16 protein-coding genes are annotated in these 19,760 nt (G+C 45.5%); 7 read left to right on the forward strand and 9 right to left on the reverse strand.

What is annotated here, in order from left to right:
• Position 1: 1 nt before the first annotated feature.
• The 5 genes from KQI_RS0119580 to KQI_RS0119600 form a co-directional block, all read right to left on the reverse strand.
• Positions 2-952 carry an ABC transporter permease gene (locus tag KQI_RS0119580; RefSeq protein WP_010348579.1) on the reverse strand — a complete coding sequence of 317 codons (951 nt, stop codon included), beginning with the start codon at positions 950-952 and terminating at the stop codon, positions 2-4.
• Positions 953-1,023: 71 nt separating this feature from the next.
• Complete coding sequence (locus KQI_RS0119585; RefSeq protein ID WP_010348580.1) at positions 1,024-2,643, reverse strand: ABC transporter substrate-binding protein; 1,620 nt, start codon at positions 2,641-2,643, stop codon at positions 1,024-1,026.
• A gap of 159 nt (positions 2,644-2,802) precedes the next feature.
• Positions 2,803-3,165: a DUF1304 domain-containing protein gene (locus KQI_RS0119590; RefSeq protein WP_010348581.1), complete on the reverse strand. Its 363-nt coding sequence runs from the start codon at positions 3,163-3,165 to the stop codon at positions 2,803-2,805.
• Between the two features lie 130 nt (positions 3,166-3,295).
• Positions 3,296-4,807, reverse strand: a complete 1,512-nt coding sequence (locus tag KQI_RS0119595; RefSeq protein WP_010348582.1) for a methyl-accepting chemotaxis protein — start codon at positions 4,805-4,807, stop codon at positions 3,296-3,298.
• Between the two features lie 250 nt (positions 4,808-5,057).
• Positions 5,058-6,320, reverse strand: coding sequence for a cation:dicarboxylate symporter family transporter (locus KQI_RS0119600; RefSeq protein ID WP_010348583.1), 1,263 nt, complete (start codon positions 6,318-6,320; stop codon positions 5,058-5,060).
• Between the two features lie 205 nt (positions 6,321-6,525).
• On the opposite strand from KQI_RS0119600, the gene KQI_RS0119605 reads away from it, so the two are divergent.
• Both KQI_RS0119605 and KQI_RS0119610 read left to right on the forward strand, forming a co-directional pair.
• Positions 6,526-7,830, forward strand: coding sequence for an ATP-binding protein (locus KQI_RS0119605; protein WP_010348584.1), 1,305 nt, complete (start codon positions 6,526-6,528; stop codon positions 7,828-7,830).
• 4 nt (positions 7,831-7,834) lie between these two features.
• Positions 7,835-8,764, forward strand: a complete 930-nt coding sequence (locus tag KQI_RS0119610; RefSeq protein WP_010348585.1) for a response regulator — start codon at positions 7,835-7,837, stop codon at positions 8,762-8,764.
• 93 nt (positions 8,765-8,857) lie between these two features.
• Here the strand turns inward: KQI_RS0119610 and KQI_RS0119615 are convergent, their stop codons facing one another.
• Positions 8,858-9,373, reverse strand: a complete 516-nt coding sequence (locus KQI_RS0119615; RefSeq protein ID WP_010348586.1) for a MarR family transcriptional regulator — start codon at positions 9,371-9,373, stop codon at positions 8,858-8,860.
• 403 nt (positions 9,374-9,776) lie between these two features.
• On the opposite strand from KQI_RS0119615, the gene KQI_RS0119620 reads away from it, so the two are divergent.
• Both KQI_RS0119620 and KQI_RS0119625 read left to right on the forward strand, forming a co-directional pair.
• On the forward strand, positions 9,777-10,274 hold the full coding sequence (locus KQI_RS0119620; RefSeq protein WP_010348587.1) for a DinB family protein: 498 nt from the start codon (positions 9,777-9,779) through the stop codon (positions 10,272-10,274).
• Between the two features lie 224 nt (positions 10,275-10,498).
• A complete protein-coding gene (locus KQI_RS0119625) occupies positions 10,499-11,677 on the forward strand; it encodes an MFS transporter (RefSeq protein WP_010348588.1) in 1,179 nt (392 codons plus the stop codon).
• Positions 11,678-11,735: 58 nt separating this feature from the next.
• Here the strand turns inward: KQI_RS0119625 and KQI_RS0119630 are convergent, their stop codons facing one another.
• A complete protein-coding gene (locus KQI_RS0119630; RefSeq protein ID WP_010348589.1) occupies positions 11,736-12,062 on the reverse strand; it encodes a helix-turn-helix domain-containing protein in 327 nt (108 codons plus the stop codon).
• 495 nt (positions 12,063-12,557) lie between these two features.
• On the opposite strand from KQI_RS0119630, the gene KQI_RS0119635 reads away from it, so the two are divergent.
• Positions 12,558-13,433, forward strand: a complete 876-nt coding sequence (locus KQI_RS0119635) for a hypothetical protein (protein WP_010348590.1) — start codon at positions 12,558-12,560, stop codon at positions 13,431-13,433.
• A gap of 132 nt (positions 13,434-13,565) precedes the next feature.
• Here the strand turns inward: KQI_RS0119635 and KQI_RS0119640 are convergent, their stop codons facing one another.
• Complete coding sequence (locus KQI_RS0119640; RefSeq protein ID WP_010348591.1) at positions 13,566-14,387, reverse strand: endonuclease/exonuclease/phosphatase family protein; 822 nt, start codon at positions 14,385-14,387, stop codon at positions 13,566-13,568.
• 6 nt (positions 14,388-14,393) lie between these two features.
• On the reverse strand, positions 14,394-16,058 hold the full coding sequence (locus KQI_RS0119645; RefSeq protein WP_010348592.1) for a PTS transporter subunit IIBC: 1,665 nt from the start codon (positions 16,056-16,058) through the stop codon (positions 14,394-14,396).
• Positions 16,059-16,302: 244 nt separating this feature from the next.
• Here KQI_RS0119645 and KQI_RS0119650 point away from each other — a divergent pair, with 244 nt between their 5' ends.
• Both KQI_RS0119650 and KQI_RS0119655 read left to right on the forward strand, forming a co-directional pair.
• Positions 16,303-17,325, forward strand: a complete 1,023-nt coding sequence (locus KQI_RS0119650) for a LacI family DNA-binding transcriptional regulator (protein ID WP_010348593.1) — start codon at positions 16,303-16,305, stop codon at positions 17,323-17,325.
• Positions 17,326-17,464: 139 nt separating this feature from the next.
• Entirely contained in the window at positions 17,465-19,747 is a 2,283-nt protein-coding gene (locus KQI_RS0119655; protein ID WP_010348594.1) for a glycoside hydrolase family 65 protein, read from the forward strand.
• Positions 19,748-19,760 lie beyond the last annotated feature (13 nt).

Genomic DNA, 19,760 nt, shown 5'->3' on the forward strand with positions numbered 1-19,760 from the left:
TTCACCTCGTTGATTTAATTCTCGGGTCCGCGATGCTGTACAGAATGTCTGCAAGCAGATTGCCCAGGATCAGGAACAGCGCGGAAAATAAAGTAATCCCCATAATGACAGGATAATCCATGCCCTTTACCGCCGTCATGCCCAGCGAGCCAATACCCGGCCAGGAAAAGACCGTTTCGGTTACGATGGCCCCTGCGATCAGGTCTGCGGCCGACATACCGAGCAGCGTAATAATAGGCAGCAGCACGTGCTTGAGCACATGCCGAAACAAAACCAGCCGCTTACCAGACCCGAACGCATATTGAATTTGTACATATTCTTCCTTAAGCTGCGTAATCGTACTGGAGCGAATATACCTCACGTATACGGATAAAAAGCTGAAGGCCAGTACAAAACACGGTAAAATACCATGCTTGAGCACATCCAGCACAGAGTCTGTTCCAATGGTCCGCATCCCTGTACTTGGAAGCCAATGCAGATAAATAGCAAACAAATAAATCAATAAAATACCGAGCCAAAAAAGTGGTACAGAAATTCCGATGTATGACATCAGGTTAATCAGCTTGTCAATCCAACGGTTCCGATTGGCCGCAGCCAGCAAGCCAAGTGGAATGGCAATCAGAACAGCCAATATAATGGATGTCCCCATCAATCCGGCGGTAGCCGGGAGACGATCCAGAATCTGATCCAGCACAGGCTGGTGATTGATTAGCGAATAGCCAAGATCACCCGTCAGGCTTTTTTTAAGCCATAGCATGTACTGCACATATGCAGGCTGATCCAGTCCCAGGCTATGCCTCATTCGTTCTATATCTTCCAGATGCATATTCGGTGTCACAAAAGAGAGAACCGGATCGCCTGGTGCCAGCTTGATCAAGCCAAAGCAGACGAGGGATACGAAGAATAGCATCGGTATCACTTGCAGCAATCTTCTGGCAATAAGTTGTCTCATACATTCCCCTTCCCTTGCTGTTTTCGAAAAAAATAAGCTGGTTCTCCCAGCTTATTTTTGAAAACCCTGTCTTATTTGTGATAAATTTTGGACAAATCCTCGAAAATCACGACCGGCTTCAGCACAGCCTGCTCAATACCGCCATACTGCTTGTCGAACGCCACAATCGTTTTGGTGTAGGCAATTGGATAGATGACTGCATCATCAGCCAAAATTTCTTGTACCTTTTTGTAAATTTCGCCACGCTTGGTCGTATCCGACTCGCCTGCGCCCTCTTCCAGCAACTTATCCACTTCCTTGTTGGAATAGTGCGAATAGTTGGAAGAAGATCCGGTGCTGTACAAGATACGGTACGCATCCGGGTCATAGCCCATGATATAGCCGCTGATGGCCAGATCGAAGTCCTTGGCATTCGTATCGACGAATTTTTGCGACCATGCCGAGGAATCCATGCTGTTCACATCCAGCTGAACGCCAATATCCTTGAGTTTCTGCTGGATATACAGCGCTTGTGCTTCCTGTACCTTATTGCCGCCCGGAATGATAATGCGCAGCTTCAGCCCTTCGGCTCCAGCCGATTTCAGCAGCTCCTTCGCCTTGTTCACATCATTATTGAAAAATGGAACGTCATTCGTGTGATACAGCACGTCCTGTGTCAAAGCAGATTTTGCAGTATCCGCATAATCTTTGGAGCCATACGATACCTGGATCAATTCATCCTGATTCAGCGCATAAGACAGCGCCTGACGTACTTCTTTTTTATTCAATTGCTTGGTATCGCTGTTTTCATTAAACATTAGGTAAGCCAAGCGGCCTTCGCTGTAAGGATAGATGTCAAACTTATCTGTAGCTTTAATCGTGTCCACATTTTGCGGATCGACATAATTTACGTTGATCTCACCATTCTGGAGCGCCAAACTCGCCGCATTCGAATCTTTTACAATCCGATACGTTACAGAATCGAGATGAGGCTTGCCGCCAAAATAGTTATCGAACCGTTCCAGCGTAATGTACTCGCCAGTTTTGTACTCCTTGAATTTGAAAGGCCCCGATCCAACCGGAGTGTTGTTTTTCGTGCTTTTCTCAATATCTGCTTCGTTCTCAAAAATGTGTTTCGGAATCGGGGATACCTGTACAAGTGCCGCTTCAAAAGCAGGAGCTGCTTGTGGAAGCTTAAACTCCACCGTTGTATCGTCAACCTTGCTCACCTGCACCGGCTTGCCGTTAATTATAAAATTACTTCTCAAGAAGCTGTGCTGCTTCTCGTCTAAAATTTTGTTAATGGTGAAAACAACATCGTCAGCTGTCAGCTTCTCACCATCATGCCAGGTCAGATCCTTTTTCAGCTTCAGCGTGTAAGTCAGCTTGTCCGCCGAAGAAGTCAGGCTATCTGCCAAATAAAATGTCTTCTTGCCATTGTTCACCTGGAACAAAGGTGCGAATATCGCCTGGTCTATCGTCAGGCTTACCCGGTCACCCGCATAGTTCGGATTCAGCACGACCGGATCGGCTTGAACACCAATGATCAGGCTGCCGCCATCCTTGGGCTGTCCGTTATCCGCTGTCGTGGCAGCTGTGCCGGACGTATTTCCATTCGTCGCAGACGAAGACCCCGAATTCCCGCCAGAGCATGCACTTACTACCAACATCAATACAATGAATACCAATACACCAGTCAAATTACGACGCATCGCTCTAGCCTCCGTATTTTCTAAGTATGTAATAAAAGTTATTATATATCGGAATAATCGGATTTACAATCAATTAAAAACTGCATAATACCCTTGTCATTAGCAGTTCAGACATTATGTGATCGAATTCAGCAAAAAAACACCCGTTGAGGGTGTCATTTAGAAGACTAGCAAACTGATTAATGCCAGAATAGCGGGTAATCCTTGTTTCAATAAAATAGACTTATTGGACGTCAATGCACCATATACCGCAGCCATCACCACGCAAATGACAAAGAACAGCTGAATTTGCCAGCCAATCACTGTGTCCGGGTAGCACAAGCCCCACACCAATCCAGCTGCCAAAAAGCCGTTATACAATCCCTGATTTGCCGCCAGAGATTTGGTTGCTTCCGCCAGTTCCTTCGAGGTGCCGAACGTACGCATCGCCTGCGGAGTCGTCCATAAAAACATTTCCAATATTAAAATATACACGTGCTCCAGAGCCACAATTCCAACCAATATTGAACTGATCAGGTTCAAGTATATTCCTCTTTTCCACACAGGTTTATTAGGAGGCAGCTTTCAGATCTATCCTCAAAAAGTATAATGGATCTTCCAAAAACAGTAAAGAGACCGAGCTTAAAGCCCGGCCTTATTCCTGCACAAAAACTTACATCGTTCTCGCAAAATCAAGCAATGCTTTGGACATGCTGTTAATCTCGTCCGTAGCTGCATTCACCTGCTGCGTTAGCGCGGCCTGTGTCTGTGTCAGTGTAGACATGTTGCCGATGTTATGCAAAATCTGCTCGATGAGCGTCTTCATTTCGTCCAAACTGGACTCGATATTTCCGGTCGCGTCAGCACTGTGAATGGCAAGCTTTCTCACTTCATCTGCAACCACGGCAAAGCCGCGTCCCTGATCACCCGCACGCGAAGCCTCAATTGCAGCGTTTAGACCAAGCAGATTCGTTTGATTGGCAATCTCTTTAATGAAATTGGAGATGTTCTGCGTCTCTTCTGCGCTAACTTTGGCTTGATTCGCTGCCTCTGTCGATTGCTCTTGAGCCGTAGCCAGCTCCTGCGCCTGGTTGCTGACTGAATTGACGCCGTTCACCATTTCCGCAATGGAATCAGAGAGATGTTGTATTTTGAGCGTGAGTTCGTCCGCAACGGACTGCTTTTGTTTTTCCAACGTTACATCACGGATAGTACCTGCCATGCGAATTGGCACTCCCTTACTGTCACGTATGCTTCCCCCACTATTATAATACCAGCGGTATTCACCATTCTTATTCTGCAAGCGGCAGGTTACTTCATAGGGAGTACGGTCTGAATAATCATTCAAATGGTCGTTCAATGCTTTCAACGCTATTTCAACGTCATCCGGATGCAAGCGTGAACTCCAGCTGCTAAGCGCACTCGGAAAGTCTTTCTCGTCACTAAAACCCAGCGTTTTACGAAATTGCGGTGACCACCAAAATTCACTTTTTGGATTCTCCACATCTCCGTCAACCAGGATGATGTCGTATGGAGCTTCAATTAATACACGGTTAACAAGGTCATATCTGGTAACTAATGCTTCTAATTCCTCAGACTTGATCTTCTGGTCATGTACATCCAGCAAAGCGCCCGCAATACGAAGCGGCACTCCCTGCTGATCGCGAATCGTCGTTCCTGTAGCCCGGAACCAGCGATATTCTCCATGCTTCAGCTTCAAGCGATATTGAATGTCGTATGGAGTCTTACCCGAATGATCCAGCAAATGATCTGACAAAGCTGCCACTACCCATTCATGATCCTCAGGGTGCAATCGGGATGCCCAGCTGTCCAATACATTGGGGAAATCCGTTTCATCCTGATACCCCAGCATAGTACGGAATTCATCTGTCCATGTGAATGTATTACTTGGATTGACAGGATCACCCGCAATGACTTCCATATCCCATAAGCCGACTTCTATGGCCTTGGTAACAAGCTTCAGACGGATATCGATGTGCCTGGCATCATTTTTGATGAACTCAAGCGCTTGGTTGACATTCTTTGCGATTTCTTGAACCTCAGAAGATGCTGAGGCAACTTGTATTGCGGCAGAATAATCCTTCCGCTGTATTCTTTGCAATAGTTTACGGCTTCCTTCTACTAAAGGAGCAAGTGAGTGGGTCTCATTTTTCTTGAGAAACATATATGTTCTTCCCTTCTAAGCCAATATATATAACGGTATAGTTTAATATCGGAATTTAATTAAGAATCGTTATAAATTAAACTTTAATTCAATTAGGTAAAAAGAATCATTTTTCAATCCCCTATGCCTAAATATTCATACATAAAACATCGAAATATGTCGAAAAAATCATAAAATTTACAAAAGAGGCAACAAAAAAGAACACCCTTGCATTCTTCGCAAGGGTGTTCTTTATCGTTAATCATTCAGCTCATTGGCTGTTATTTAAGGAAGCGGCGTATTCCTCACCTTTTTTCTTATCATACTCGCCTTCCCATTTGGACATGACCACAGCTGCAAGCGAGTTGCCTAATACATTGACTACCGTACGCGCCATATCAAGAATCCGGTCAATACCGGCGATAAAGGCCAAGCCTTCAAGCGGAAGATTCACTGATCCCAATGTGGCGAGCAAAACGACAAAGGATGCACCCGGCACACCTGCAATACCTTTGGAAGAAATAATCAGCACCAGCACCAGCGTGATCTGTGTAGTGATCGGCAGGTGAATACCATACATCTGGGCGATAAAGACTGCAGCCAGCGCCTGATACAAGGTAGAGCCGTCCAGATTAAAGGAATATCCGATCGGAATCACGAAGGAAGTAATCCCTTTTGGACATCCGAACCTCTCCATCTTCTCCATGATCTTGGGCAGGACACTTTCCGAGCTGGCGGTCGAATAGGCAAGCAGCAGCTCACTCCTCAAGATTTTAACCATCGTCCAGAGGCTAGTACCGCAGAACTTGGCGATAATTCCAAAAACAATCACAATAAATAGCAGCATGGAACCGTATACAGATAGAACAAGCTTCAATAACGGCCACAATGAGGCCAACCCAAACTTGGCTACTGTCGTTCCGATCAGTGCAAATACACCGAACGGAGCCAAGCGCATCACCTGATTGGTTACCCAGAACATGGCGTCAGCTACGCCGTCGAAGAAATTCAGCACAGGCTTGCCCTTGTTGCCAATCGCCGCGATTCCCAGTCCAAAAAAGACGGAGAAGAAGATAATGGCCAGCATATCTCCATCACCCAGCGCTTGAACAATATTAGTAGGAACAATATGAACAATTGTATCCATGAAGTTGTGGCTTGTAGTTTCCGCCGTCTCCACGTATTTATGGATATCACTCTTGGCCAGGTGGGACATGTCCACGCCTTCTCCAGGACGAACCAGATTCGCAACGAGCAATCCGAAAAGGATGGCAATGGTTGTCACAATCTCAAAGTACAGAATAGACTTACCGCCGAGCTTGCCCAGCTTTTTCATATCCCCAACGCCGGCTACGCCGATAATGAGCGTTGAAATTACAATGGGCACGACAATCATTTTGATCAGACGGATGAAAATATCGCCGATTGGCTTTAAGTAGACTTCCACCCCTGGATTGCCGTAAAATAAAGCGCCAACAAAAATACCTAAAGCCAGTCCAATAAAGATTTGCATCGTCAAATTTATCTTTTTCACTTTGTACCCCCCTGGCTGTATATTTTTGCATTATGCTGTTCTTAATATTCAAATGATGTTATTTATACTACAATCTGAACTATAAAAACCGACAATTATCTACACATTTATTTATTTTTTTCTATAAATTCACAAACTTTAACGAAGCGCCTGTGAATTTATCTTACATTGCCTTTCTGAAACAAACACACGGAGGTGAATATGAATGAAAATAAATACACTCCTTTTCCTGCTGATGCTTATATTTGTACCATTGGCAGGTGAGTTGAATATTCACCCGTTTGCGAATACATTTCGTCTCAGCTTCGGTACGCCTGTATTTTTTTTCTTTTTGTTATCCATTCGTCATATTCCGCCTGCATTATCGGGAGTGCTTACAGGAATAGCTGTAGTCGCCTTTCGCATCTTGCTTAATCATTACCTCTATCCCGGGTCTTCCTTTGAAGAGTTGATGACATTGCATGGGCCTACCTTTTTTTATTACTTGGTCTACGGTCTCATCTTCCAGATTATGGGTATTAATAGAGAGCCATACCACGCGCTCCGCGTGGGCATCCTCTCTGTGGGGATAGAGGTTGCCGCAAGCGTGGCGGAACTTAGCGTGCGGCGAAGCATTGACGGCGATTTCTGGGACATTGTCAAATTCAGCAAGGTGGTTCTCATCGCCATGATTCGCAGCTTCTTCGTGCTTGGGTTCTATAATATGATTCGCCTGAATCAGTCCGTCCAGCATGAAGAGGCACAAAGACAGCAGACTGAGCGGATTTTACTCCTGGTATCAGACCTGTATGAGGAATCAGTCCAGCTTGGCAAAACCCTGTCGCACGCAGAGCAAATCACCCGTGAAAGCTACGAACTGTACCGTGAGCTACAGCAGGATGAATCTCTAAAAGATAGGGATCATTATGCCAGACAGGCACTTCGTATTTCCGGACAAGTCCATGAGATTAAAAAAGACAGTCAGCGGATTTTTGCCGGATTGTCCAAACTCATTGATTCCGAAAGTGAAGTGCATTATATGACTTCGCAAGAGCTTGGCGAGCTGATCGTCCGTACCAACAGCAAATATGCCCAATCGCTGAACAAGTTCATCCGTTTCACGCTGAATTTCGATCCTTTGTTGCCCAAGCTGCATGTTTATACAGTTCTGACACTAATTAATAACCTGACATCCAATTCAGTTGAGGCGATGAAAGACAGCGGGAGGATTGACGTTTCCATTCACTTTCTGCTGGATAAAGAGGATGTAGTATCCTTTAGTGTCACCGACAATGGCCCAGGTATTCCTCAGCGCAAACGGAAAATGGTCTTCACACCAGGGTACACGACCAAGTATGATGAGAAAGGACAGCCTTCGACCGGCATGGGATTGTTTTATGTGCGAGAGGTCGCGGAGAGTCTTGAAGGGACGATTGAACTACAACAGGATGAAGAAGAGAATACAGGTAGGGTACAGACTACTTTTAGAGTCCTATTGCCTTTACGGAAACTGACGGAGAAAGGAAGATAGTCCGATGCGTTTTTATATTGTGGATGACGATCAAGGGATTCGTTCTATGTTGGCAGACATTATTGAAGACGAAGGTCTGGGAGAGGTCGTCGGGGAATCAGAGGACGGCTCCTATGTAAATAGCGGTCTGCTGGAGCTGAACCGGATTGATGTATTATTGATTGACCTGCTAATGCCGCTTCGTGACGGCATTCAGACGGTGCGCGCGCTCGGTGATCAATTCAGTGGAAAAATCATTATGATCTCTCGGGTTGAATCCAAAAACATGATCGGCGAGGCCTATTCGCTCGGTATTGAATACTATGTTGCCAAGCCCTTGAACCGGCTGGAGATTATTGCAGTTATTCATAAGGTGGCCGAACGTTTGCGGATGCAGCAGTCGATTACAGATATCCAGCGCACACTGCAAGGATTGTCGATGTTCACCTCAAATGGCCCATCAGCAACGCTGGAACCAACCCGAAATATTATGACCTCCGGACAGTTTCTGCTTTCCGAAATGGGAATGATCGGTGAGGCGGGAAGTATGGATCTGCTGGACATGCTGGAATATCTGGATCAGTATGAGGAGGAAACAGGCAATCTATCACCTCATCTGCTCCCGCCGCTAAAGGATATATTCGCTAATGTAGCGTTGAAACGATTGGGACCCTCGGCCTCTGCAACAGAGCTAAGCAAGGAAATCAAGGCATCGGAGCAGCGTGTACGCCGCGCTATTTTCCAGACGCTAAGCCATATTGTATCGCTCGGATTGACCGATTATACCCATCCAAAATTCGAAAATTATGCGTCCAAATTTTTTGATTTTACGGAAATTCGCAAAAAAATGCTGGAACTGCAAAATAATGTAGAGCCTTCTCTATCCCAGGCGCGAATTAATACAAAAAAGTTTGTGCAAGTGCTCTATACGGAAGCAAAAAGACTGTTACACTGAGGATTTTGCAAAAATCCTGACACTAAAAGAAAAGCACCTGTATCCCCCACATGTGTCTATCACATAGGATTAAACAGGTGCAATTCGTTCCTATTACATGTCCTTTGATTCCAGACGCTTGTCCTGCCGCTCCACAGCTTCCATAAAACCAATGCCGTCGGACAGCAAACGTTTCAAGACATCCAATTCCTCCGAACTGTAACGACTTAAATATTCAAATAACTGACGCTGCACCTTAGCATGCAGCCGTTCATGCACAAGAAAGAGCTTTTTTCCCAATGGGGTCAGGCGGAAATAAATTTCTTTTTTATTGTCGTTAAGCTGGGTTCTGCGAATCCAGCCTTCCTTGAGCAGCTTGGTACTGACTTTCGAAACCGTACCTTTGCTAAGCTCAATCCGCTCCGCTAATGTCGTAACATTAATCGGCTCATGTCTCCCGATGCAATCAATCACGTGGACATCAGTGATATTAAGCGCAGCAATCCCGTCAAAATGCTCATGGATTTCTGCAAGAATAGACATGCTCTCTCTCTGTTGATGCTGCTCCAACTGGTGATTCATTTTAATTAGCAAATCATAGATATGCTGAATTGACGTGGCTTTTTCCATACAAACAGATGGTCACTCCTTTGACATCCTCCTCCTTTCATTATAGCCCATGTTTGTTTCACACGAAACAATTAATCACTTCGTAATCCATGCTGCACGCTCGTGTGTCTAAAATCTATATAGCCACCACCTAATTGTTTCCCAAGAAACAATATAAGAATACGAAAAGCTCCCCTATTAACATTTCGCATCCATATAAAATCATATATGTCTATGACACTTTGTTTCCTCTGAAACATTTTTTATTTTAATGTAATTGAGAATAATTATCAACTACTTTTTAATCCTCATTTCCATCCTCTCTCTACATCACGTTATCATTTCCATTTTTGAAAATTAAATTGTATAATCGTTAAATGAGAGCAAACCAGATACAAGCTCTATATAGAAGGGATGATGATACATGTCAGATGCAAACCAATTATTCGGTCAAGCACTGGTTAAGTCGCTGGTCGGTGAACGTGGACATATTCGAGTGGCCCGGGCACTGCCGGACATCGATGTCGAACTGGCAGGAAAGAAAAATGCAGAAATGCCTTACAGCATTTATCAGCTATTAAAGCACATGATCTACTGGCAGCAATTTATGCTGGAGCATTTGGAAGGACGGAAGCCCCAGCTTCCGGGCAATGTCATGGAAAGCTGGCCTGAAGAAACCGGACCGCAAAGCGAAGAGGCATGGCAGGCTGCCATTCAGCAATTTTTACAAGGCGTAGACCGGGCAGTAGAGATTGCCGAAACCGCACAGCTGGATGATGCACTGGCTCATTTCCCCGGTGAAACGAAAGCGGGACTGCTGCGGAATATCGCTTCTCACAACTCCTACCATTTGGGCGAAATCGTCCTGCTGCGCCGTATTTATGGGGCTTGGCCGCCACCAGAAGGCGGTTTTCCCGCATAACGGCTACACCAATTATACACCCAACCAACTGCTTCCCTCCATAATAGCATTGGGATTTAGGCACAGTGGGGAATACACCCGCGTATCTTAAGTGGGAATCCGTTCTCCCTGTGCCCTGCTTATTTCATATTCATCCTAGCTCGATTTGAAGCCATTCATGCGTTATCAGGAGCAATCCGTAAAACGGTTCCCATGATGCAAAATCAAAGAGAGGTTTCGAGAATATGAAAAGACACTTATATTTAAATCGTAATATCGCCTGCATGATCGTTATCAGCCTTATTGCTAACATGAGTGGGAGTATGATCCTTCCACTCTTTGCTATTTATGTAGAACAATTCGGGATATCCGCATTCCGTATGAGTATTTTATTTTCTCTGTTTTATGTGGGAAGATTTGTGGGTGGAGGTCTGGCAGGACGGATTTATGAAAGGATCGGCGCAAAACGCCTGGGGTTGAGCTTGCTCATCGCTGAAATCGTTTGTATGCTTCTGTTCCCGGTTGCAGAAAACTTTATCATTTTATCCATCCTTAGACTTCTTCAAGGCTTGGTGGCTATAGGGTTAACTGTCTTTGTAAGAGTCACGATCAACCACATGAGCACCATGGAAAATAGAGGAACACTCAATGGATATATCAGCAGCAGTGAAGGTGCGGGTATGATTTTGGGTCCTCTTATGAGCGGAGTGATCGTTTCTTATTTTTCTTTAGCAGTTCCGTTTTATTTCGTCGCTTTTTTTTCTTGTATATCCTTCGTAGCTGTTTCAAGAATGGCTTTCTTCAATTCTTCCGCACAACCTCAGCAACAGCATTCGCTCCCTCAGAAATCCAAAAGAAAAACCATACTAACGAAACAGTTACTGCTCTATTCCACCGTTCATTTCCTTGAAATGAGTGCATTCGCTATATTTTTAACGTACTTCTCCATATATGCAACCTCCAGGCTACACTGGAGTCCAGCAGAAATCAGCCTGGCTTTTACAATCATCGGCATATCGACCTTTGTATCGGCGCCCCTGATTGGCCAAATATCTGATATACTCAAAGATCGCTTAATCCTCTGTATGGCGGGTCTGTTATTCATCATGGTGGAAATCGTTTTATTTCTTTGGTTTACGGAGCAGTGGATTGTATACTTGGGGATGTTCATAGGAGGCATTGGCGGAGCCAGTTATCTGGATTCATTTTACTCACAGCTAGGAGACGTCATTCCCGAGGAGCATAGGAGCCTGTTTATCGGCAATGTTGCCTCTTTCTCTGAATTGGGGGCCATTGTTTCTCCGCTCGTCGCGGGCGCACTCCTTGAACGTTTTAACATAAACACCCCCTTTTATTACAATATGATTTTGGTGTTTATTGCGATTGTTATCCAATACTTCATTCGATTAAAGTCGAAATCCTAAAAAACAGGCCACTACATTGAGGATAGATTTTGCCATTTAGAACTTAATTATAGACATTCTATTTTTCATCAAATACTTCTTTTAAAATATTCAGGGCCTTTTTATGGCTCTGTTCGTCTTGTTTTAGGAGTAAAGCGTTTATCGCTAATATGACCTCATTTTCTTGCTTCTTTCCTAGGCTCATAAAATCAAAGAATTCAATATTGAGAGCATTTGTTATCTTTGTAATGGTTTCGATTGTCACGTTGCTTTCGCCACGCTCAACCCGACCAACATAGGAGAAAGACGTTCCAATCTCGTCTGCCAGTTCTTGTTGCGTTAAGCCTTGGCTTTTCCTCAATTCTCTTACAATAATACCTATTCGTTCAGCAATGGTTTGCATCATTTTAATTATCTACCCCTCTTATTTAGAAGTCTAGACAAAAGGAAAGATATATTGGAGCCATTAAAAGATTCAAAATATTTTATTATTGTCCTTATAAGGCTCCTGAGATATACTGTAAATATATTCAAGTGGAGCATAGTTATTTAATTTAGATAGCTCTATAGTCAAAATAGCTTTGCGTAGAGGCTATCCGATCACTAACAATTATATAAGCCGAACTTAAAAGTTACCTGTCGTGCCACTACGAAGTCGGATGGTACTTCCCATCGCCACCGCCCCCGGATTTCTGGAATAAAGCCATGATAAGGGTAGAAATCCGTGGACAAAAGCGACCGCTACGCTTGTACAGCATCATTCCGTCCACTCCATTTTTATGTTCAATTTTCGAGTTCAGCTTATATAGTATATTCCCAACAAAAAGGAGAACATTTTTATATCATATCAACTAGAAACTCCGTCAAAGTGTAGTGAATCTATCTTATGGAGGCGTTAGTAGTGGAACAACAAATTCATACAAATGAGGAAATTTATCTTTTGTCGGAGAATAACCATTCTTTAGATAAGGCGTTTGAGTTGTTTCGATTATGCTACAGACAGAGTGATTGGGATGAGGCGAATCGAATAGCTAATTATATACACATCACTGCTGATCGCATGTATAAAAGCAGACAGAAATGGGGCGATATTGTTTCGCTTAATCAGCGATTAAAGCGTCCGCTTGTATTTTATTTTGGCTATAGCTATTTGGCTAAATCAATAGTCTTCCAGAGACAGGGTCTTTTCGAACAGGCAAGGGAGTATGTAGCCAAATATGCTGATTTAGGGTGGTATAAAGAGCCTACAAAAGAGGATATGGAGGAAGTTGAACATTTTGAAATTTTCGCCAAAGCTAATCTCTATGCAATAGATTTGTTATCAGGTAATAAAGAGAAATTAACTGAGTACAAAGAGTTTATTAAGGATAACGATGAAGAAACGCTTCCCGGACTAATTAATATCCTTGAAGCTGCAAATCTGAATGAATGGAATGTAGATGATTTAATTTATGAGCATACTCAACAGTTTGAAACATTTGCCAGTCTTGAAGACATTGGAAATCGCGTGTATTATACAAAATTATTAAATCAACTTGCCATATATAATCTGAATCATTTGCGATATGGTGGTGCTATAGATTACATTCTTGAATTTATGAGAATTGCAGTTACAATTAATTTACATAAAGAAATTATTACGATTATTTCCATGTTCGATGCCATTCGATCATATGCAACAAGCGAACAGCAATTGAAGTATCAAAATATTTTACGAGGAGTGCTTTTAAATGAGGAAAACATTAGTAACTACATTCATGTTGATAACATTTCTTAATATTGTAATTCCCTTCTCGCCTTCATCAACAGCAACGATTAGCCCCGCTCATCATGGTGTAAACGGCTAATAAACAACTAATAATAGGCGAAAGGCCCCTGACATAAGCGCAGGTGGCCTTTTCCCTATGATTCACAGCACCACTTCGACGGCAACCCCGAAATGATCGGATACAACCGCCCCCGTCTTCCCGTTCAGCACAACAGTTGAAGATCGAACCTGTAGCGCCTTATTGGAGAAAACATAGTCAATCCGCAGCGGCTCCGCGTTGCTTTCCCAGCCCGCAATGGCTTTGATGACGGTGTGCCCTTTATCACGAACGACTGCGTTCGAATAAGTATCCGACCAACCGGATTGCAGCACATAGTCATACCCTTCTCCGCGCACTTCGGCAGCATTATTGAAATCCCCCATCATGAAAACAGGAGCGGGCGCCAAAGGGTTCAATATTTTCGTAGTACGATCCCAGAGTCCACGGAAGGATTCCTCGTCATTCCACCAGTTATAGTGTCCACTGACAAACCAGGACTGCACTCCATCCACCACAGTCTGAATCCCCACAATTTTACGCGAGCGGTAGTTGTCATAATCGCGAAGCGAGGAAACATATTCGTTCACCGTATCTGTAATCGGTGTTCTGGACAAAATCGCCAAACCCTCGTCGTATTTGACAAAACCAACATGTGCGGGCGCCCACGTCCAATGATAGGCATCGGACAATAACCCATTCAGCACATAAGCATAGTTATCACGCTTAATGACTACTTCAGGATCAGCACTATAGTAGAAGCCCAAATCGTCCGGTGACAAAGGCGCTTCTTCCATGGACTGATTCACTTCCTGCAAAGCAATCACATCAAATTGCTGTTCATCAATAAAAGCAGCCAGCTGCTTTAGCTTTTCGAGCTGATTTTCTTCCATCCAAGCATGTGCATTTAAGGTTAACAATTTCAAAACGAATCACCTGTTGAGTATGTCTTGTATATCTGATTTAAGCACATCGGCCTTCGGTCCGTAAACCGCCTGAACCCCATTGTCTACTTTGATCAAGCCCAGCGCCCCCAGCGCTTTCCACGTCTTTTCGTCTCCGACGGCATCCGTATCTTTCACCGTCACACGCAGACGGGTCATGCAGGCATCCACTTCGACAATGTTCTGCTCTCCCCCAAGAGTCTTGATAATATCAGCAGCCAGTTGATTCTGCGTGGAAGCAGCCGCCACACCATCTGTCGCTGTGCTTCCCGCCTCGGAAGCCTCCTGAGGCTCCTCATCCGTATAGTTCCCCAATCGTCCCGGCGTAGCCATTTGGAATTTACCGATCATGAAATAAGCGATAAAGTAGGTTGCTACCGCAAACACAATACAAGTCAGCACGAAGTTGATAATGTCCTGCACCAAACCTGCTTTGATAGACAACGGCAATCGGGTCAGCAATTCAATCATACCAAACGAATGTAAACGCAGATGTATAATATCGGCCATTCCGAACGCAATTCCGGTAAGAATAGCATAAACCACATACAGCAAAGGCGCCACAAACATAAACATGAATTCCAGCGGCTCTGTCACCCCGGTCAAAAAGACGGCGGCGGCGGCTGAGAAAATCATCGACTTGTACTTGCCACGCTTATCTTTGTCGACACGGCGATACATTGCCACCGCCAGTCCCATGAGAATTCCCGCTCCGCCGATCATCTGTCCTACCTTGAAGCGGGCAGGCGTCACGCCTTCCAGTAATTGATTATAGGCTGCCGGATCGGTGCCGTGAAGCACACTCAGGTCACTCGCCCAAGCCAGCCATAGAGGGTCTTGCCCGGCAACAACGCTTCCCGCCCCGGAACCCGTGAGTGTCGTATAAACGCCGCCAAGTTGAGTATAGTTAATGGGAACGGTCAGCATATGATGAAGTCCAAAGGGGATTAACAGTCTTTCCAGTGTACCATAGACAAATGGAGCTACAAAAGGAGCCGACTCTCCCGAGGTCGCCAGCCAAACGCCGAACTGGTTAATCCCTCCCTGAATAAACGGCCAAAAGGCAGACATGATTACACTGACAATAACAGACCACAAGATGACAACAAACGGAACGAAGCGTTTGCCGTTAAAAAAGGCCAAAGCGTCCGGCAGCTTGCGGTAATTGTAGTATTTGTTATAGACCACTGCCCCGACGAATCCGGAAATGATGCCGACAAACACCCCCATATTCAGTGCAGGCGCACCCAAAATAGAGGTGAAATAGCCGCTGACCGGAATAGTTGCACCAAAGAGAGTTTGGGTGGTTGCTCCCTCCTGGGTCAGCATCTTCGAGGACACGCCCAAAATCGTCCCTGTTGAAACATTGATGAGGATAAAAGCAATCAAGGCAGCAAAAGCCCCGCCTGCCCGTTCCTTCGCCCAGGAGCCGCCAATCGCCACAGCAAACAGAATGTGTAAATTATTGATAACGCCCCAACCTAAATTCTCCATGACACCGCCGACGGTCAACCAGAAATGGATATCGCCAGCCAACATTGCTACGACTTTACCGAGCGAAATCATAATCCCGGCTGCTGGCATGACAGCGACAACTACAAGCAGTGCTTTCCCAAGCTTTTGCCAAAAATCAAATGATAGAAGTTTTTTCATGCTCCTTCAATCTCCATCCCTTATAGTATGTACAGCGTTGTTCGTACCCTATAAATACAATGCAATCGGTTGCACGATTATTATAATGATATCGCTTTCTATTGGCAATACCCTAATTCGTAAGTATCTTCGCTAATGAACGATATGACACTCGGAAAAAGCCGCGAATTTGTTGATTTTCGAGCAATATCGTATGATAGAACATAATATTTCCTGCTTGAGATAGCAAAAGGAGACGAAGACGATGGCAGTAACCATCAAAGATGTCGCAAAGCGTGCCAATGTTGCTACTTCCACCGTATCCCGTGTCATTCAAGACAGCCCAAAAATCAGTGAGGCCACCAAGGCACGTGTCCGCAAAGAGATGAAGGCGCTTGGCTATGAGCCCAATTATTCAGCCCAAAGCCTGGCCAACCGTGTCACACAATCGATTGGCATTATCATGCCTGAATCGGATGTGGCGATCTTTCAAAATCCGTTCTTTCCGGAGAGCCTTCGCGGGATCAGCGAATGGGTCAATGAGCACAACTATACACTGTCGATTGTCACAGGAAAAACAAGCGATGAATTGCTGTCCCGCGTAAAGCTGATGACGCGGACAGGGCGCGTCGACGGCTACATTGTCCTGTACTCCAAGCAAGAAGATAGCGTTGTGGAGTATCTTCACAAAGAAAAAATACCTTATACCGTCATCGGCAAGCCTCAGCAATTTGTCAGTGAAACCACGCATGTAGACAACGATAATTACCAGGCCGCCAAAGATGTGGTCACTTATTTGACCGGGCTGAATCATCAGCACATCGCTTATGTGGGCGGAGATCATGAACGCATCGTGAATATCGAAAGACACCGAGGCTATCAGGATGCACTAAGAGAGGCCGGCTTGCCTCTACCGGACGAATATGTAGTCAGGGAGCCGTTTGATCTGGAGGATATGCGGACGTTATTACAGGTTTCCCCGCCGCCGACCGCCATGATCGTTAGCGACGACCTTGTCGCCATGGCAGTCCAGAAAATGCTTTCTCAGCTTGGTGCATCCATGCCGGAGCAGCTATCCATGGTGAGCTTTAATAATTTGATGCTGGCCGAGCTGATGAATCCCTCGCTTACTTCAGTGGATATCGACATCTTCACGCTTGGTTATCAGGCTGCCAAAAACCTGATCGAGAAAATCGAAGACCCCAAGGAATTGACCAAACACATCATCGTTCCCCACCGAATCGTAGAACGCAAATCCTGCCGAGCACTGCCATCCCCCGAGGAATGAGCCCAAACTGATTTTATGGACATCCATAAAATCAGTTTTTTTGCGTTGACAGGGCAAACGGTTGCACTATATACTGAACTCGCTCATATATTGGTTTCGTTACAACAACGATCTCATTTTCCGAGAGGGGTACGCAATCATGGTGTATAACCGATTATTCGACGTAGATAACTGGAAGCTGACAACCCGCACACTACATACCACACACATGCGATTACAGGAAAGCATCACGTCCATAGGCAACGGCTATATGGGGATGCGTGGGAATTTTGAAGAAGCCTATTCAGGTGATCATCATCAGGGGACTTACATCTCCGGTGTCTGGTTCCCCGACAAGACCAAGGTCGGATGGTGGAAAAATGGCTACCCTGAATATTTTGGCAAAGTCATCAATGCGATGAACTTCATCGGTATCGGTCTGATCGTGAACCAGCAGGAGGTAGATTTATTTACTGCGCATGTCAGTGATTTTGTACAGGAGCTGGACATGGAGCAGGGTATCCTGCGACGGGCCTGCACCGTGAACGGTCAGGTTCGTATCACTACAGAGCGTTTTCTAAGCATTACCACTCGTGAGCTATGCCTGATTGATTACCAGGCAACGAACATAAGTGAACAGCCGCTCAAGATTGAGCTTGTCCCCTATCTGAATGGCAATACGAAAAATGAGGACACCAACTATGATGAGGTTTTCTGGCTGGAGGAGGCGCGCGAGGTTCAAGAGCCATTCATCAGCCTGTCCGCGACGACGATAGATAATCCCTTTGGTGTTCCGCGCTTTACCGTAAACGCTACCATGGGCATAGTGACTGAGGGACAGGAACAGCAGACAACGGAGGAGAGCTCTTTGTATGCTGCACGGCACTATCAATATAGCGTCGCTCCCGGTGACAGCATCCAGTTGCAAAAGATTGTGGCCGTTACCACCTCGCGTGATATGGAAAAGGATGCACTGATCCCTCAGGCTGAACGCATCGTCGTGGAGGCTGTGAACAAAGGCTACGCAGCACTCAAGCAAGAGCATATCGCAGCCTGGGATAGACGTTGGGATAAAGCAGATGTTGAAATCGAGGGAGATGCGGAAGCACAGCAGGGAATACGCTTCAACATTTTCCAGCTATTCTCTACGTACTATGGTGAGGATTCACGCCTGAATATCGGACCCAAGGGCTTTACGGGTGAAAAATATGGCGGTGCCACCTATTGGGACACGGAAGCATACGCCGTACCTATGTACCTGGCGCTAGCTGACCCAGGTGTGACACGAAATCTGCTGCTGTACCGCTATCATCAACTGGATGGCGCCAAGCATAACGCGGCTCAGCAAGGGCTTCGCGGGGCATTGTATCCCATGGTCACCTTTACGGGTGTGGAATGCCATAACGAGTGGGAAATTACCTTCGAGGAAATTCATCGTAACGGGGCCATTGCCTATGCCATTTACAATTACACCAACTATACGGGCGACTCGTCCTATCTTCAGCAGTACGGCATCGATGTTCTGGTTGAAATTAGCCGCTTCTGGGCCGATCGGGTCCATTTCTCCAAACGCCATCAACAGTATATGATCCACGGGGTTACCGGGCCAAACGAATATGAAAATAACGTCAATAACAACTGGTATACCAATACGCTGGCTGCATGGGTTTTAAAGTATACGCTATCCGTCTTGCCTCAGATTTCGGCAGAGAAGCTGCAGCAGCTGGCTGTTGCTGAAGATGAGCTTGGGCACTGGCAGGATATCATCAACCGCATGTATTATCCCTATGATGAGGAGCGGGGAATCTTCGTACAACACGACACCTTTTTGGATAAGGATTTGCGGCCTGTATCGTCCCTTGATCCCAGCAACCTGCCACTCAATCAGAAATGGTCATGGGATAAAATCCTGCGTTCCTGCTTCATTAAGCAGGCAGATGTACTACAAGGACTGTACTTCTTCGGCGACCAGTTCACACTGGAGGAAAAAGCGCGCAATTTTGCATTTTACGAGCCGATGACCGTCCATGAATCCAGTCTGTCCCCGTCCATTCACGCCGTGCTCGCCGCCGAGCTCAAAATGGAGGAAAAAGCAGTCGAGATGTATAAACGGACGGCTCGCCTGGACCTGGATAACTATAATAACGATACCGAAGACGGGCTTCACATCACGTCCATGACAGGAAGCTGGCTGGCGATTGTGCAGGGCTTTGCCGGCATGAGAACATACCGTGAAACGCTGAGCTTTTCCCCTTTCCTGCCACAGGGCTGGAGCAAATATACGTTTAAAATCAATTATCGCGGTCGCTTGCTAAGCATTCTCGTACAGGAAAATGAAGTCGTCATTACACTGTTGGACGGAGAACCCCTGACGCTGGAGCTGTACGGACAGCCGACACACATCACCAATGGGCAACCGTTAATGGCAAGCAGTGTTTCATAATCCATGCAGACAG

Origin of the sequence: Paenibacillus peoriae KCTC 3763 (assembly GCF_000236805.1) — a bacterium.
Classification (GTDB): domain Bacteria; phylum Bacillota; class Bacilli; order Paenibacillales; family Paenibacillaceae; genus Paenibacillus; species Paenibacillus peoriae.